Source organism: Paraburkholderia sp. EG286A (genome assembly GCF_040965375.1).
Lineage (GTDB): Bacteria > Pseudomonadota > Gammaproteobacteria > Burkholderiales > Burkholderiaceae > Paraburkholderia.
The window spans coordinates 1-14,956 of record NZ_JBFRCB010000019.1; the positions used below are offsets into that span (position 1 = coordinate 1).

Genomic DNA, 14,956 nt, shown 5'->3' on the forward strand with positions numbered 1-14,956 from the left:
AATCACCCGCAGACCCAGTCGCCACAAGGCTTTCGCCCGGGCTTCCCGTCTCCCCGCGCCTTCATCGAAAGCGCGAAAGACCGGAATTCTAGTCACGCAGATGACATCTTGCAAGCGGTTTTTTGACTCGCGTGAAAATCGGAAAAACGCGTGAGCGCAATCGCCTCAAACGTGGCGTTGCATGACGCGTTCGACGAGCTGTAGATAGTGGTCGAGATCCGGCGTCGGTTTGCCCGCCACCTTCGCGAGATCGTCCCAGCGGCGCAGGCGCACCGCGTCTTCGGCGTGGGGGCGCGCAGCGAAATCGCGCGCTTCATCTTCATTGAAGATGCCACCCTGCAATTCGAGGCTGCGCACCGAGTCTGCGGAGAGGCAGCCGAAATACGCTTCATCGACGGCGCAGAGGTAGCGCTTCGCATCCACATGCAGGCGGATCGGTTCCAGCACGCTATCGGGCAACACGGGCCGCAGGAACGGCAGCGCATAGTACTGGTGCAGATCGTCGATGCCGCGTTCGGTCGGCGTTTCGCCCTGACGATTGAGCAGGTGACCCAGATCGTGCAGGAACGCCGCGGCGGTCAGCTCTTCGGTCGCGCCATCTTCTTCTGCCAGTGCGCCGCTTTGCAGCGCGTGTTCGAGTTGCGTGACCGGTTCGCCGCTATAAGCCAACGCGCCATACGTCTCGAACAGCCCACGAATATCCGCGAGGCTCAGTGCCATCTTCTTCAACTCCTCTATGACGTGAATTCGGCGACGGCCCACACCTGAGCGCCGCCCATCGTTCCTTCCGCTCTCAGTCGCCGCAGGACTCGCGCATGCGCCTGGCCGATTCGTCCGCGTCGCGCGATGCGAGCGCGCTCAACAGCGCCCGATGCCCTGCATACGATGCATCCATTGCGCTGTGCGTCGGAGCTGCACGCTGCGAAGAGAGCCGCAATTCGCTCACGGTCCCCTCATAGGTCTCGCGCAGCCTGACGTTGCCCGCCGCTGCGAAGAGCGACGCGCGAAACGCGTCGCGCGCTTGCAGAAAAGCCTCGCCCTTCTCGGCGACCACCGCGTCGCGCATCGCGTTGAGGTGCTCGCGCAACTCCGCGACCTGCGCCGCGTCGATGCGCGGCGCCAGCATCCGGCACGCCGCTTCGCGCAACGCCGCACACACTACGCCCAGTTCCTGGGCCTCAGCCGCGCCGACACTGCGCACGAACACACCGCGATGTTTCTCGTTGCGCACGAGGCCTGCCTGCTCCAGCGCGCGAAACGCTTCGCGTACCGGTCCGCGTGAAACGGCGAGGCGTGCTGCCCAGTCGGCTTCGTTGAGTTTGTCGCCGGGTGCGAGCACGCCCGCCGCGATGCGTCGCTCGATCTCGTCGCGCACCAAGGCAGTCAGCGAATGCTGGCGCACCATGGCAAGCGGCGTCGTGTCGGACAACGACTCAGGATCGCCCGCGTTGCCGCTACTCGCACGCTCATCGCTCATCGGATCTTGCACGTCCTGCCTTGGCCGTCTGTTGCGCGCCTGCGGCGCATCGAACCGCATGGCATCCATCCGCTCAGTCCGCCCGCCGGCGCGGCACACGCGCCGCGATCAGCAGCAGCGCCCCCAGCGAGACGAGCAACAGGACCAGCGAGAGCGCCGAAGCCGGCAGGTAGTAACCGCGCTCGACTGCGCCCACCACGACGATCGGCACCGTTGCAAAGCCCGGCGGATACACCGTGAGCGTCGCGCCCAGTTCGCCGAGCGACAGCGCGAAACCCAGCGCGAGACTCGCGCGGATGGCCGGCACGAGCTGCGGCAGCACCACGCGGCGCAGCACCATCGAAGGCGGCGCACCGAGACTCGCGGCCGCTTCGCGCAGCACGGTCAGCTCGGGACGCAGCGCAGCCGAAGCGCATCGATAGCAAAACGGCAGTACCAGAGCGAGCTGCACGAACACGACGATCGCAGCAGAACTCGACAGATCCACAGGCGCCTTGTGATAGGCGATCAACACCGCGAGGCCGAGCACCACGCTCGGCACGCCGTTGGGCACCATCGCGAGTGTGTCGACGACTGCGCCCAGGCCGCGCCGGTCGCGCCCTTCGAGCGCGAGTGCGAGCCACAGACCCAGCGCGGTGCCGAGCACCGCCACGCCGAAGCCGACTTCGAGACTCGTTGCGAGCGCATCGAAGTCAGTGGAGCCGAGGCGCTCGAACCAGCGCGTGCTGAAACCGTCGGGCAAGATCGTGCCCGACCAGTGCGACGCAACGCTCGACAGCGCGACGACGATCACCGGCAACACGAAGAGCCAGAAACACAGCAGCGCCGCGAAGCCAAGCAGGGTCGCGCTGGCAATGCGCGAGAAGAGGCTGCGCTCGACAGGCCGCGCGCGGAGATGCTTGGGCGGCAGCGCGATACGGTCGGAACCGGCGACGGGATTAGTTGACATTGCGCGCGCCTCCATGACTGCGGCGATTCACGCGCCGATACAGCGCATACAGGGAAAGCGACATCGCGAGCATGACCACGGCGCCTGCGGCGGCCGTCGGCAGATCGAGGTCGACCGTGGCCGAACTGTAGATCGCCACCGGCAGCGTGATGAGGTGCGCGCTGCCGAGCACGAGCAGAATGCCGAACTCGTTGAACGTCAGCAGAAAGCACAGGATCGTGCCCGCCGCGATACCCGGCCACGCGAGCGGCAGGATCACGCGCAGGGCGACCATGCGGCTGTTCGCACCGAGACTGCGTGCGGCTTCGATCAGGCGCATGTCGAGCAGCGCGAACGCGGCGAGCGTCGGGCGCACGACGAACGGCGCGTAGAACACCACTTCCGCGAGCACCACGCCGCCGATGCCGAACAGGAAGTCGAGCGGCGGCGCCTGCAAATGAAAGAGCCGTTGCAGCCCGATGCTCACGGAGCCCTGCGAGCCGTACAGAAAGATCAGCGTGAACGCGACGAGGAACGACGGGAACGCCACGAACAGTTCCAGAAAACGCGTGACGAGCTGCGCGCCCGGAAACGGTTTGAAGAACAGCAGCGCGGCGAGCGCGACGCCGAGCACGGAAGCCAGACCCGCGCTCAGGAACAGGATCCACAGCGTCGTGGCGATCACGCCGCGCGAATCGGGATTGCCGAAGAAGGTCTCGTACGCGTGGAAACTCAAGCCATGCGCGCCCGACAGGCTCAGCAGCACGAGCCGCACGAGCGGATAGACCACGAGCGGCCCGAGCACGAACACGAGCAGAAACGCGATATGCCATTGCGCGCGCCGTTCGCGGCGGCGCACGGCGGCCGCGTGCGCGTCGGCGCCGGGCAGCGCCACGGCGGAATCAGGGGTTGATAAGGACGACATCGTCAGCCTCGTAACGCAGGGACACACGCATGCCTTTCGCCGGCGTCATGCCGTGGCCGCGCTGCATGGTGACGAGCACCGGTTCGTTCGGCATCGCGTCGAGCAGCACCGGCACCGACAGCACCGAGCCATACCACTCGACCGATTCGATCGTGCCGTGCAGCGAGCCTTCGCCGAGCGGCACGATGCGCAGGCTTTCGGGGCGCAGGCACGCGAGCTTGTCGCGCACGTCGTGGCGCGCGTCGCCCACCGGGAACGCGACGTTCGGCGGCAGCAGGTTCGCCGCGCCGAGGTAACGCGCCACGTAGGCGTCGTTGGGCGCGTCGTAGAGTTCCTGCGGCGTGCCGAGCTGCGCGATGTGGCCATCGCGCATCAGCAGCGTGCGGTCGGAGAGCACGAGCGCGTCGTCCTGATCGTGCGTCACGCAGACGATCGTCAGGTCGGGCAAGCGCTCGTGCAGCGCCTTCAATTCGGAGCGCACCGAAGCGCGCAGATTGGCGTCGAGTGCCGAGAGCGGCTCGTCGAGCAGGAGCACGTCCGGCTCGATCACGAGCGCGCGCGCGAGCGCCACGCGCTGCTGCATGCCACCCGAGAGCTGCGCGGGCATGATGTGTCCCGCGTCGCCGAGCTGCACGAGCTTGAGCGCGTCGGCCACGCGCCGCGCGATGTCGCGCGACGGCACGCGGCGCGCCTTCAGCCCGAACGCGACGTTCTCGAACACCGAGAGATGCGGAAAGAGCGCATAGCTCTGGAACAGCAAACCCAGGTTGCGCTGATGCGGCGGCACATGGGTCAGATCGTGGCCCGCCACGGTGAGCGTGCCCGCGAGTCCATCGGCTTCGATGAAGCCGGCGATGAAACGCAGCAAGGTCGTCTTGCCGCAGCCGCTGCGGCCCAGCACAGTCAACAGTTCGCCGCGTCGGATCGTGAGCGACAGATCGTCGAGGACAGTACGCGCGCCGAAGCGCACGCTCAGGTGGTCGATCTGCACGCCCGCAACGCCGGAGGCGTCCGTGGCGTCAGTCAGTCCGGACACATCCGGCAGCGCGCGGGCCATGCCGGCCGGCGCGAGGCTTGCGGTATTCACCGGGTTCATCTCCTATCGACCAGAGTGGGCGCTTTAGCTGTCGACCAGAGTTGGCGCTTTAGCGCTTACTCTGGTCCCATGCAAAGCACCTTACTCTGGTCCTATGCAAAGCTGTCGATGGGACCTGGCGCTGAAGCACCAGATCCCATCCCATACATAATTACGAATTGCTGCTGCTTACTTCGGCTTCACGACTTCGAGCTGCTTGCCCGACGAGCCGATCACTTCGTTCTTCCAGCGCGTCGTCCAGTCGGCCTTCTTCGCCATCACCTGGTTCCAGTCCACCGGAATCAGCTTCACGCCCTGGATGGCCTGCTTGACGGCTTCGCCGTTCTTGCCCGTGAGCGCCACGTCCGTGCGGCCCGGAATACCGAAGATGTCCGGCACCTTCGACTGCACTTCCGTCGACATCAGGTAGTCGATCAGCTTCTTGCCTTCAGCCTGGTTCGGGCCGCTCTTGATCAGGCCGATTGCGTACGGCAGCTGGAACGTCGTGGGATGACCGCCGGCGTCGGCCGCGAGGAAGATCGGCTTGAGCGAGAGGCCGCCGTTGGCTGCGTCGTCGAGATCCATCTGCAGGTCGCCGTTGGCCACCGCGATTTCGTTGCGCGAGAGCAGCACGTCGAGGTAGCCCGTGCCCTTGGTGTGGAACTTCGCGCTCTGCTCGAGCTTCTTGAGGTAGTCGAACGCCTTGTCTTCGCCCATCAGCGAGGTCGTGAGGATGATCACGGCCATGCCGTCGCCAGCCGTGGCCGGGTTGGAGTACGCGACCTTGCCCGAGTAGTCCGGGTGCAGCAGGTCAGCAAACGTCTTCGGCTCGTTCTTCACGACATCGGGGTTGATCGCGAACGAGAAGTAGTTGTTCACGAACGTCGCCCACGAACCGTCGGTCGCCTTCGCGATGGCCGGCACGTTCTTGTAGTTCACGCTCTGGTACGGCTGGAGCAGGCCGCTTTGCTGCGCCTGCTGGATGAACGGCGGCAGCGTGACGATCACGTCGGCCTTCGGCGAGTCCTTCTCGACGTTCGCGCGGTTCACCACTTCGCCGCTGCCCGCCGTCACGATGTTGACCTTGACGCCTTCCTTCTTCTCGAAGGCCGGCAGCACGTCCTTGTAGAGATTTTCGAGGCCGTCGGCCGTGTACAGCACGACGGCGTCGGCGGCGTGCGCGCTCGCTGCTGCGCCCAGCAGCGCCGCGGCGGCCGCGATCGGCAGCAGCTTGCGTGCAAAACCCGCGCGATGGGAATTCGTGTGGTTCATGTCACTCTCCGAAGGCAAAACCAGGTGCTCGGGATACCCGATGCGTTTGTGATTGAATGGATCGAACTGAGCTGAACAATCCGAACTTCGGCGGACTGCGCCGCCTGTCATTGCCCGCCTCGCGGTGGTCTCGCACGCGGATTGCAGATTGTCTACAATCCGCCACTTTCCACCTGAACCGGCCGGCCCGGCGAAGCCGCGGAATTGCCGCTCGCCTCGCTGACCGGCCCATCTGGACGGGCCCCGCAAGAATCACAGGTTTTGATGACACGCGCATGACGATTGTGGCGTTTGTCAAAAAATTCCACAATTCGCCAATATTCGACAAGCCACATATGCGTGCTGATTCCGCCGGCAAGGTGTTGACGGCAGCCATGCAGACGTGTAGACGGGCAAGCGCAGCGCGTGCCACGCCGCAGGCAGACTCAGGCGATGACGAGTTCGGGCCCGCGCGCCGTAATCGCGCGCGCGATGCTTTTTTCGGGCGCAAGCTCGGTGATGACGTAGCGCGCCTGCTCGAAGCCGTTGATGCGCACGGGCGTGACGCGCCCGAACTTCGAATGGTCGGCGACGACGATCGCGCAGGCCGTGGCCGCGAGCATGCGGCTGCGCACCTCGGCGACCATGCGCGAGTAGTCGGTGAGCCAGCCGTCGGTGGTGATGCCGCCCGCGCCGACGAACGCGAAATCGGCATGGTACTGGGCGAGTTGCTGCACGGTGTCGAGGCCGAAGGTCGCTTCCTCGTGGTCGGACAGCTCGCCGCCCAGCAGCGTGACGCGGTTTTCGTTGCGGCGGCCGAGCAACAGCGCGATGCGCCAGTCGTTGGTATAGACCGTGAGCCGATGGCGGTCCGTGAGCGCGCGCGCGAGCGCATGCGTGGTGCTGCCCGAATCGATGATGACCGAGGCGCCGTCGGGCACGAACTCCGCCGCGCGTTCGCCGATCGCCCGCTTGGCGCTCGCGTTGGCGGCTTCGCGCACGTCGAGATCGGGCTCGCGACGGTCGCTCGAGAGCGCGCCGCCGTGGGTCGTGACGAGCAGCCCGCGCTCCGCGAGCGTATTGAGGTCGCGCCGGATCGTCTCGCGCGAGACGCGCAGTTCGCGCACGAGATCCGCCACGGAAAGCGCGCCCGTCCGGTTCACTTGCGAGAGGATGTATTGGTGACGTTGTTCTGCGAGCATCTCGATGGGTGCGGGTCGTGCGTGAAAAAAACGCGGGTAATGAAGTGAATCCGACGTGAATCCGGAAAAGCCGCCGTATTGTAGTACGCATGCGCAGAACGAGCCTGCCCTGCCATCGCGTGCGCATCCCTGCTAATCTCGTGGAGACCGCGCGCTCACGCGACGCTCGCTTCGCCGAACATTGGAATTCATGCGTTCACGACTTCGTCAATTGCGCCTGCTGTTTTGTGCACTGCGTTATGGCTTCAGGCTGATCTGGCTCGCCGCGCCCGAGCATCACAAGCTGCACTGGTTCCTCACGCTCGCCTCGAATCTGCACGGCGACCCTCGGCTCGCCTCGCGCCTGCACGGTTCGCTGCCGCGTCTCGCACCGCTCGCCGCGGCCTTCGCGCAAACGCTCGCTACACGCCCCGAACTCGCGGGCGCGACCTTGCACGACGCGATCGACGCCATCGAGCATTTCGAAGATCCCCTCGCGGGCGAGGCGCTCGACACCACGCTGCGGGCCGCGCTCGGCAAGCCGCCCGAAACGGTGTTCACGTGGATCGACCCCAAGCCGGCCCATAACGGCTGGTGCGAGCAGACGCACATCGCGCGGCTCGCGCTGCCGGTGAACGGCCACCAGACGATCACGCTGCGCGTGCTGCGCGCCAAACAGGTTCAGGAAGTCGACGACGACGCCGCGCTCCTGTGCGCCGTGGCCCGCTGGATAGAGCGCTTTTCGCGCGCCGCTCGCAAGCTGCAGTTGCACGCGCTCGCGCAGGCGCTGCGCGACGATCTGAACCGCCGCTTCGACCTGCGCGCCCAGTCCGCGAACCTGAGCCAGAGCGGCCATCAGCTCGGCGATGACCCGCGCATCGTCGTGCCCGACGTGATCTGGGACCTCTGCACCCCTCAGACGATCGCGGTGCAGCACATCGACACCGTGCGCGCGACCGATATCGCCGGGCTTGCCGAGCACCATATCAACGTCACGCAGGTGGCGGCCCATCTGATCGAGGTGGTCACGCGCCAGGCGTTCGAGCACGGGTTCTTCCATGCGGCCCTCGACGCCAGCCGGGTCGCGGTGAGCGTCGAGCCCGAGACGCGCGGCCGCCTCGTGCTCGCGGGCGCGGCGCTGATGACGAGCCTTTCTTCGCCTGAACGCGAATTCTTCGTGCACGGCGCGACCGCGTTGTTCGAACAGGACTACGGCCGGCTCGCCACGCTCCACCACGTGGCGGGTCATGTGCCCACGCATGCACGCACCGAGCAGATCGAGGCCGAGTTGCGCACGCGCAGCGAAGCGCATTTCGCGAGCGACACCGACGAGCGCAGCGCGGGGGCGCTATTCCATCATCTGCTGCACTCGGTCCAGCCGTTCGGGGGCGAAGTCTCGCCGCGCCTCGTGGCGGCGCAGCGCGCGTTCGGCCAGGCCGAGCAGCTGGCCCGCACGATTCATCCGGGCGTCGACGCATGGGGCATCGCCCGGCACACGCTCGCCGACATCGCGCGGCAGGATCTCGGCCACCACGGCTGGATCCGGCGGCTCTCGCAAGAGTTGCCTCATCTCGCGCAAATCGCCCCGCGCGTGCCGCAGATGGTGTTCCGCTTCCTCGAGCATCACGCGAAGGGCGGACACGGTCCCGCCGCGGGACAGGCCGCGCAGCAGGCCGCCTTGCTCGATGCCTGGCGCCGCGAGCATCGGCGCACGCGCGCGCTGCTGCTCGCCTGTGCGGTCTGTGGCGGCTTGATCGGCGTGACGGCGGTGTTGTTTGGAAGCTAGCGGACGCTAGCGTTTCCGGTCTGGCGATGCTTGCATTGGCTGGTGCGGCACGGATTGGGCGGTTAGTTGCGTTCTACTCAGCGCAGCGGCGCACGTCAGGGCCAGTGCAGTCCTGAACAAGACCGCCACCTGCACGTCGCGCGATACTCCGAGCCTTTCGTGTTTCTCCGCGCGCAGCGTCAGCGCGCGCCCACTTCGACACCGATGCTCGCCACCTTCGCCCCCACCCTTTTCGTCGTCCTGTGGTCGACGGGCTTCGTCGTTGCGCGCGCCATTGCGCCCTACGCCGATCCCAACCTGTTCCTGCTTGCGCGCTTCGCAGGCACGGCGGCGCTGTTCACGATCGTCGCGCTGGTGATGCGCGCACCCTGGCCGCGCGGACGTGAAATCGGCAAGCACCTCTTCGCCGGCGCGCTCCTGCAGGGCGTCTATCTGGGCGCGGGCTACTGGGCGGTCGCGCAAGGCTTGAGCGCGGGCGTGATGGCGCTCCTCGGCGCGCTCCAGCCGCTCCTGACGGCTGCCGTCGCGGCGCGCATGTTCGGCGAGCGCCTGCCGCCGCGACGCTGGTCGGGCATGTCGCTCGGCCTTGCCGGCGTCGTGCTCGTGCTGAGCCCGAAGTTGTACGCCGCCATGCACGCCGCCGGCGGCGCGATCGCCGACGCCGCTGCCGCTGCCGCTGCCACGCCCACGCCCACGCACGCTCACGCGAGCCCGCTGCTCGTGGTGGTGGTCGCAGTGGTGTCGGTCGGATCGATCACGGCGGGGACGCTCTACCAGAAGACTTCGCTCGCGCAAGCCGACATTCGCAGCGCGAGCGCCGTGCAAAACCTGGGCGCGGCCATCGTCGCCGCCGTACTCGCGCTCGTGCTCGGCGAGACGCGCTGGATCGCCACGCCGACCCTGTGGTTCTCGCTGGCGTGGGGCATCGCGATGCTCTCGGGCGTGGGCGTGACGCTGCTCGTCTGGATGGTGCGCCACGGCGACGCCGCCCGCGCCACGGCGCTGCTCTTTCTCGCGCCGCCGCTCGCGGCGCTCGAAAGCTGGCTGCTGTTCGGCGAAACGCTCACGCCCGTGCAGATGGCGGGCTTCGGCGTCGCGCTCGCGGGCGTGCTGCTCGCGCGGCGGGCGTAGCGCCAGCGCATCCGCTGGCGCGCCCTCGCCGGTTTGCGCGCTCAGTCCGCGGTGTCGGCGCCGGCCGGCACCTTGGCGCGCGCCTTGCCGCCGGGTGCGGGCGACCACGCCGGGCGCGTCTTGCGCTCCGAATCGACCACCACGACGAAACGGCCCGCCCACGGCGTGATCTCGCGGTCCGAGTGGAGCACCCAGAGCGATTTGCCCGCATCGACCAGCGCCTGGTATTCGGCGTCGATGATGCCGTAGTGGTCGATGAACGCGTTGAGCGTCGCCGGAATCCGCACGCAGCCCTTCGAGTGGCGGATGCCGAGCAGCGGCTCGAGGCGGTCGGGGTCGGTGGCGTGCATCTGGAAGCGCATCTGCGAATAGCCGCCCTTGCCCCAGCCGCGTTCGCCGTCAACCCAGCCGAAGTCGTAGATGCGCATGTCGCGCCGGCCATAGCCGCGGATGTTGTTCTGGTTCATGGTGCCTTCCGCGCGGAAGTCCATGTTCAGCGGCGTGTGCTCGAACACGCCGAGCGGCGTGAGGAAGTGATCGAACTCGCCTGGGCGCCCCGTCGCGACCGGCGACGCGCCGATCATGAGCCATGGCTCGTCGGGCATCGCGCGGAAGTAGATGAAGAGCGCCTGCACGTTCGCGCTGCGATCGACGAGGATGACGAACTCGCCCGCCAGCGCGCCGAGGTTCTTCTCATCGAGCGCAGCCTGCAGGCGCTGGCCGTAGGCGCGCTGCTCGGCCAGCGGCACATGCAGGCGCCGGTTGACGTCGCGCGCGAAGCGCTTGCGCATTTCGAGCGCGCCGCGGGTTTCTTCGGCGGCCTCCTCCGGCGTGAGCATCCGGTGAATCGGCAGCACGAGCGCGGGAGGCGCGGAGGCGGCTTCCGCGGCCGAGGCCGCGGAAGCCGGCTGAGCCGACGAAGCGGCAGACGCACTCGAAGCGCCGGAAGCCGCTGAAGCCGGTGCGGGCACGGAAGCAGCGGATGCCACTGAAGCCGCCGGGGCCGCCGAGGCCGCTTTGGCAACCGGCCGGGCGGCCGAGGCGCCCGCAGCAGCCGATGCAGCGGATGCGCCCGGAGCGGCCGGCTTCGACGCCGCCTGCGCCGGCGCGCTGCGCACGGCACCCGAGGCAACGTGCGCGCCGGAAGCCGTCACGGCGTCGGAAGCGTAAGCGACGCTAGCCGCCCACGAAGCGCAAAACCAGCTGCAGAGTGCGATCGCTATTGCGCGGCGCGCCGGCGCGCCCGGCCACCGCGTTCTATGATGGGGAAGTTTCGGGGCGTCGCCCCGGACGCCACCGCGTACGCGAGCGCCCATGCGCCGCGAAAAATTGTCATTCATCGTGAGTCCGGCCGATTGTGCGTCTTGTCTGAAGTCGGATACGTCGGGCGCCGTGCCGTGCGGCGTCGCTGACAGCGCCACGACCACCCGACATTAGACCAGACAACGCAGACTGCGCGCATATGTCGCGTGCGCAGCCAATTTGAGGAACCGCCCATGCCCACCCGATCGGACGCCAACCCCGAAACCGACCGCCTCGCCCGCCAGCACCGCATCATCGCGGAACTGAACGTCGCCGGGCACTTCGACGCACACGCCGAAATCGAGCGGCGCGTGCGCTTTCTCGGGCAGCGCCTCCAGGCGAGCGGGCTGCCTACGCTCGTGCTGGGCATCAGCGGCGGCATCGACTCCGCGACGGCAGGACGCCTCGCGCAACTGAGCGTGGAAAGCCTGCGCGCGCAGGGCCAGACGGCCGCACGTTTCATCGCGATGCGTCTGCCTTACGGCAGCCAGCGCGACGAAGCGGACGCCGCCGCCGCGCTCGCCTTCATCGCCGCGGACGAAATCCTGACCGTCGACATGCGCCCCGCCGCCGACGCGATGCTCGCCTCGCTCACGGCGAGCGGTCTCGCCTTCGCCGACGAGAGCGTGCAGGACAAGGTTCACGGCAACATCAAGGCGCGCGAGCGGATGATCGCGCAGTACGCGGTGGCCGGCGCGCGAGCGGGACTGGTGATCGGCACGGATCACGCGGCGGAATCGCTAATGGGCTTTTTCACGAAGTTCGGCGACGGCGGCGCGGACGCGCTGCCGCTCGCGGGCCTGAACAAGCGGCGCGTGCGCGCGCTTGCGCGGGCGCTGGGCGCTCCGGCCACGCTGGTGGAGAAGACGCCCACTGCGGATCTGGAAACGTTGCGCCCGCTGCACCCTGACGAGGACGCCTACGGGATCGGCTATGACGAGATCGACGACTTTCTGGAAGGCAAACCGGTGAGCGAACGCGCCTACGAGACGATCTTTCGCTTTTACGAGTCGACGCGCCACAAGCGGGCGCTGCCCTATACCCCGTACGACACCGCCGACGACGGCCGCTGAAGCGCGGCGCGAACGGCTCAGCCGCGTTGCGGCGGCTCTTCGTCTTCGAACGGAGGCGCGCTCACCCTCAGCGCAACGCCTGCGAGGCGACGGGATTGAAGTTCGCGCGCCACGGCGTCGGCCACATAGGGCACTTCGGAATCGAGTTCGAGGTCCGCGTGCGCGTTGGGCGTGCCCGCGTCATAAACGGTAATGCCCTTGGCGTACTTGCCGAGTTCGCGCTCGAAAAAACTGCGCACATCCTGCTCGCTGCAGGTTTCGGGAACATTCCAGACAGTCAGGTGCATGACGGCCTACCTCGCGGGATATTCGGACCCGGCGTGCTGCGTTTAGCGGAACCGGCGGGGTTGCGCCGCGCGTACGCGCACGGGCTGAAGGCTCGCACGAGCGCGAGCACGGGTCCACGCCACCTGGCCGAGCACGGCAGCGACGCCAAGCAATAAAAGGCTGGACGTAAGCATTGTTGTGACTCCCTGTTGTTGATGAATGTCAGCATAGTCGCATTTGCTGAGCAGTGCGCTGCGGCATATTGTCTGGCGGCAGATGGCTAACCGATGGCCGCCCGACTGCCCGCTGCGCATATGTGATCCGGTCCGCAATCAGCGTGCCCGAGGCAGCAAAGGTGCGCGCGAAACGGCGCGTCAGGTCCCGTCGTCGCGGCTTGCCGAGGTCGTCTCGTCGGCCGACCCGCCGCAGTCCATGCGGGTGAGGCGATCGTACTGGTGCACCCAGTTGCCGCTGATCGCAGCCTGCGCCTGGGCCAGCGTCATGCGCCCTGCGCACACGCAGCGCTTCAGGCGCACCGTGAGCAGCGACTTGCGGCGCTCGCCGGCGTGGCCGCCCCATGGGATGAGGTCGAAGTTGGCCCTGGCGTCCGGCGACCCGCCGAGGACGATCGGCACGTGCCGGTCGAGCGCATAGCCCACGCCGTCGTCGGCGTCGATGCCGCGCGCCGCGAGCATGCGGTCCTTCAGCGCCATGGTCTCGTCGAACGGCGGCGCCACGGTATCGGCGTAGCCCGGACGACAGATCGTGTCCGTCACCGACTCCTGCGTGACGCGTGTATCGAGAAGCCGTGGATCTTGCGCGTATGCGGCCTGCGCCGCGCTGCCTGCAGCGAGCGCCAGCAGAGAAACGCGCACCACTCGCGCGCGCCACCGCGGCGCGCCAGTGCGACAAACAATGCCTTCTGCCATGCGGCGCGCGATGCGGCGTATTGCTGCCTTTTCTGCGTTCATGGTTGAGCGCATCGTGCAGCACGATGCGGAATGGATGGTTGGTGCCGGGCTATTAAACCACAATCAAATATTGTCAGGGCAATTGCGCACATCGGGCTGCAGGCATGCAGTCGCGCTTATCGCGCGCCGCGCGGCACTCGCTCGCCGCGAGCGCTCGCAACCTCAAGGTTTCACAGGGAATTTTTGCTCTGTAATCCCAGGTAATTGATGCGCCCGGCGAGAGGCCTGATCGTCGCGCTCATGCTGGCCATTTGGCCGATGGCAGCGCGCGACGCGATAGCGCATAATGGGCCGCCCGGTCAGCTCCAAAGCGGAGTGCATCGCGCGCATTCGAAGAAACGAGGAAACCCCATGTCCATTTCCATGTATCAAACATCGGTGCCCGTGCTCGTGCGCGGCCTCACCAATCTGCAAAACATCATCGGCAAGGCGCAGGCGCATGCGGCGGAAAAGCAGATCGACCCCTCCGTGCTGACGGGCGCGCGGCTCTTCCCCGACATGCTGCCGCTCATGCGTCAGATCCATATCGCCACCGACACCGCAAAGGGCTGCGCGGCGCGCCTCGCGGGTGTGGAAGCCCCGAAATTCGACGACGTCGAAGTCACCTTCGACGAATTGCACGCCCGTATCCAGAAGACCATCGACTATCTGAACGGGTTCAAGCCGGAGCAGATCGACGGCACGGAAGCGCGCAGCATTACGCTCAAGATGCGCAGCGGCCCGATCGAGTTCACGGGCCAGAGCTATCTGCTGGGCTTCGTGCTGCCCAACTTTTTCTTCCATGTCACCACGGCCTACGACATCCTGCGTCACAACGGCGTGGAGCTGGGCAAGCTCGACTACCTTGGCGGGCGCTAACGCGAGCCGCTAAACGCGAGCAATAAAAAAGCGTGCGGCGCCTTGCGCGCCGCACGCCTTCTCGCAACCGTCAACCTCGGCGACGACGTCAGTCGAGCGAAAGCCGCAGCGCGAAGCCGATCAGCGCGGACGAAAACGCCCACTTCTGGACCGTCTGCGCGAGCGGATTGCCGCGCAGCCACACGGCGATGCGCGCCGCGCCCAGCACGTAGATCACGTCGAAGAGCGCGCATACGGCAACCAGCAGCACGCCCAGCACGGATACCTGCAGCCAGACCGAGCCCGCCTCGGGCCGGATGAACTGCGGCAGCAGCACCGAGCAGAACAGCAGCGCCTTCGGGTTCAGCAGGTTCGTGAGCAGGCCCTTGGCGAAATCGGCGCGGCGCGGCCGCGCTACGGTCACGCCCTCCTGCTCGGGCATCGCGAACGCCGGCGCACGGAAGATCTGCACAGCAATCCACGTGAGATACGCCGCCCCCACGTAGCGCACGACTTCATACAGCCACGGCGCGTTGCGCAGCAAGGCCGCGAGACCGCAGGCCGACAGCGTCACGTGGGTCGCGCGCGCGAGTCCCAGGCCGCAGGCCGCCGCGAAGCCGCTGCGCGTGCCGCGGCTCATGCTGGTCTGCATCACGAGCGCCATGTCGGCGCCGGGCAGCGCGCAGACGATAATCAGGGCGACAATGAACATCAACAGCAGGTGGGCGGAAATCATGTTGGCCTCGCGTGAA

The 14,956-nt window shown here is 67.1% G+C and carries 15 protein-coding genes; 4 read left to right on the forward strand and 11 right to left on the reverse strand.

Features of this window, described 5'->3' with window-relative positions:
* Positions 1-165: 165 nt before the first annotated feature.
* The 7 genes from AB4Y35_RS41125 to AB4Y35_RS41155 all read right to left on the reverse strand — a co-directional run bounded on the left by AB4Y35_RS41125 (position 166) and on the right by AB4Y35_RS41155 (position 6,858).
* Positions 166-720 (reverse strand): phosphonate degradation HD-domain oxygenase, encoded by a 555-nt coding sequence (locus AB4Y35_RS41125; RefSeq protein ID WP_069261820.1) that lies wholly within the window; start codon positions 718-720, stop codon positions 166-168.
* Positions 721-793: 73 nt separating this feature from the next.
* Positions 794-1,405, reverse strand: coding sequence for a GntR family transcriptional regulator (locus AB4Y35_RS41130; protein WP_368708776.1), 612 nt, complete (start codon positions 1,403-1,405; stop codon positions 794-796).
* Between the two features lie 145 nt (positions 1,406-1,550).
* A complete protein-coding gene (gene phnV / locus AB4Y35_RS41135) occupies positions 1,551-2,426 on the reverse strand; it encodes a 2-aminoethylphosphonate ABC transport system, membrane component PhnV (protein ID WP_368708733.1) in 876 nt (291 codons plus the stop codon).
* Complete coding sequence (locus AB4Y35_RS41140) at positions 2,416-3,330, reverse strand: 2-aminoethylphosphonate ABC transporter permease subunit (RefSeq protein WP_368708734.1); 915 nt, start codon at positions 3,328-3,330, stop codon at positions 2,416-2,418. The genes phnV and AB4Y35_RS41140 overlap by 11 nt, the downstream gene beginning before the upstream one ends.
* Complete coding sequence (gene phnT, locus AB4Y35_RS41145) at positions 3,308-4,417, reverse strand: 2-aminoethylphosphonate ABC transport system ATP-binding subunit PhnT (protein WP_133185279.1); 1,110 nt, start codon at positions 4,415-4,417, stop codon at positions 3,308-3,310. Before phnT ends, AB4Y35_RS41140 begins: the two co-directional genes overlap by 23 nt.
* Positions 4,418-4,594: 177 nt before the next feature.
* The gene (gene phnS / locus AB4Y35_RS41150; protein ID WP_368708735.1) at positions 4,595-5,677 is read right to left on the reverse strand and encodes a 2-aminoethylphosphonate ABC transporter substrate-binding protein; all 1,083 of its coding nucleotides are present in this window, start codon (positions 5,675-5,677) and stop codon (positions 4,595-4,597) included.
* A 425-nt stretch (positions 5,678-6,102) separates the two neighbouring features.
* Positions 6,103-6,858, reverse strand: a complete 756-nt coding sequence (locus AB4Y35_RS41155) for a DeoR/GlpR family DNA-binding transcription regulator (protein ID WP_342918881.1) — start codon at positions 6,856-6,858, stop codon at positions 6,103-6,105.
* Between the two features lie 190 nt (positions 6,859-7,048).
* Between AB4Y35_RS41155 and AB4Y35_RS41160 the strand changes: the two genes are divergently transcribed.
* Together AB4Y35_RS41160 and AB4Y35_RS41165 are read left to right on the forward strand one after the other, a co-directional pair.
* On the forward strand, positions 7,049-8,623 hold the full coding sequence (locus tag AB4Y35_RS41160; RefSeq protein ID WP_368708736.1) for an ABC1 kinase family protein: 1,575 nt from the start codon (positions 7,049-7,051) through the stop codon (positions 8,621-8,623).
* Positions 8,624-8,827: 204 nt separating this feature from the next.
* On the forward strand, positions 8,828-9,754 hold the full coding sequence (locus AB4Y35_RS41165) for a DMT family transporter (protein WP_368708777.1): 927 nt from the start codon (positions 8,828-8,830) through the stop codon (positions 9,752-9,754).
* Between the two features lie 41 nt (positions 9,755-9,795).
* On the opposite strand, the gene AB4Y35_RS41170 is transcribed toward AB4Y35_RS41165, so the two are convergent.
* Positions 9,796-10,908 carry a L,D-transpeptidase gene (locus tag AB4Y35_RS41170; RefSeq protein ID WP_368708737.1) on the reverse strand — a complete coding sequence of 371 codons (1,113 nt, stop codon included), beginning with the start codon at positions 10,906-10,908 and terminating at the stop codon, positions 9,796-9,798.
* A 342-nt stretch (positions 10,909-11,250) separates the two neighbouring features.
* Here AB4Y35_RS41170 and nadE point away from each other — a divergent pair, with 342 nt between their 5' ends.
* The gene (gene nadE / locus AB4Y35_RS41175; RefSeq protein WP_368708738.1) at positions 11,251-12,129 is read left to right on the forward strand and encodes an ammonia-dependent NAD(+) synthetase; all 879 of its coding nucleotides are present in this window, start codon (positions 11,251-11,253) and stop codon (positions 12,127-12,129) included.
* Positions 12,130-12,146: 17 nt separating this feature from the next.
* Here the strand turns inward: nadE and AB4Y35_RS41180 are convergent, their stop codons facing one another.
* Positions 12,147-12,416: an RNA-binding protein gene (locus tag AB4Y35_RS41180; RefSeq protein WP_368688434.1), complete on the reverse strand. Its 270-nt coding sequence runs from the start codon at positions 12,414-12,416 to the stop codon at positions 12,147-12,149.
* A gap of 354 nt (positions 12,417-12,770) precedes the next feature.
* Complete coding sequence (locus tag AB4Y35_RS41185) at positions 12,771-13,325, reverse strand: hypothetical protein (protein ID WP_368708778.1); 555 nt, start codon at positions 13,323-13,325, stop codon at positions 12,771-12,773.
* A gap of 393 nt (positions 13,326-13,718) precedes the next feature.
* Here AB4Y35_RS41185 and AB4Y35_RS41190 point away from each other — a divergent pair, with 393 nt between their 5' ends.
* Complete coding sequence (locus AB4Y35_RS41190) at positions 13,719-14,225, forward strand: DUF1993 family protein (RefSeq protein ID WP_368708739.1); 507 nt, start codon at positions 13,719-13,721, stop codon at positions 14,223-14,225.
* An 88-nt stretch (positions 14,226-14,313) separates the two neighbouring features.
* Here AB4Y35_RS41190 and AB4Y35_RS41195 read toward each other — a convergent pair whose 3' ends face one another.
* On the reverse strand, positions 14,314-14,940 hold the full coding sequence (locus AB4Y35_RS41195; protein ID WP_368708740.1) for a LysE family translocator: 627 nt from the start codon (positions 14,938-14,940) through the stop codon (positions 14,314-14,316).
* Between the last annotated feature and the right edge of the window lie 16 nt (positions 14,941-14,956).

Excerpts from the sequence above, each read along its gene's own strand:
- AB4Y35_RS41125 (WP_069261820.1), bottom strand. The coding sequence starts at position 720 with ATGGCACTGAGCCTCGCGGATATTCGTGGGCTGTTCGAGACGTATGGC.
- AB4Y35_RS41130 (WP_368708776.1), bottom strand. The coding sequence starts at position 1,405 with ATGGTGCGCCAGCATTCGCTGACTGCCTTGGTGCGCGACGAGATCGAG.
- phnV (WP_368708733.1), bottom strand. The coding sequence starts at position 2,426 with ATGTCAACTAATCCCGTCGCCGGTTCCGACCGTATCGCGCTGCCGCCC.
- AB4Y35_RS41140 (WP_368708734.1), bottom strand. The coding sequence starts at position 3,330 with ATGTCGTCCTTATCAACCCCTGATTCCGCCGTGGCGCTGCCCGGCGCC.
- phnS (WP_368708735.1), bottom strand. The coding sequence starts at position 5,677 with ATGAACCACACGAATTCCCATCGCGCGGGTTTTGCACGCAAGCTGCTG.
- AB4Y35_RS41155 (WP_342918881.1), bottom strand. The coding sequence starts at position 6,858 with ATGCTCGCAGAACAACGTCACCAATACATCCTCTCGCAAGTGAACCGG.
- AB4Y35_RS41160 (WP_368708736.1), top strand. The coding sequence starts at position 7,049 with ATGCGTTCACGACTTCGTCAATTGCGCCTGCTGTTTTGTGCACTGCGT.
- AB4Y35_RS41165 (WP_368708777.1), top strand. The coding sequence starts at position 8,828 with ATGCTCGCCACCTTCGCCCCCACCCTTTTCGTCGTCCTGTGGTCGACG.
- nadE (WP_368708738.1), top strand. The coding sequence starts at position 11,251 with ATGCCCACCCGATCGGACGCCAACCCCGAAACCGACCGCCTCGCCCGC.
- AB4Y35_RS41180 (WP_368688434.1), bottom strand. The coding sequence starts at position 12,416 with ATGCACCTGACTGTCTGGAATGTTCCCGAAACCTGCAGCGAGCAGGAT.
- AB4Y35_RS41185 (WP_368708778.1), bottom strand. The coding sequence starts at position 13,325 with ATGGCAGAAGGCATTGTTTGTCGCACTGGCGCGCCGCGGTGGCGCGCG.
- AB4Y35_RS41190 (WP_368708739.1), top strand. The coding sequence starts at position 13,719 with ATGTCCATTTCCATGTATCAAACATCGGTGCCCGTGCTCGTGCGCGGC.
- AB4Y35_RS41195 (WP_368708740.1), bottom strand. The coding sequence starts at position 14,940 with ATGATTTCCGCCCACCTGCTGTTGATGTTCATTGTCGCCCTGATTATC.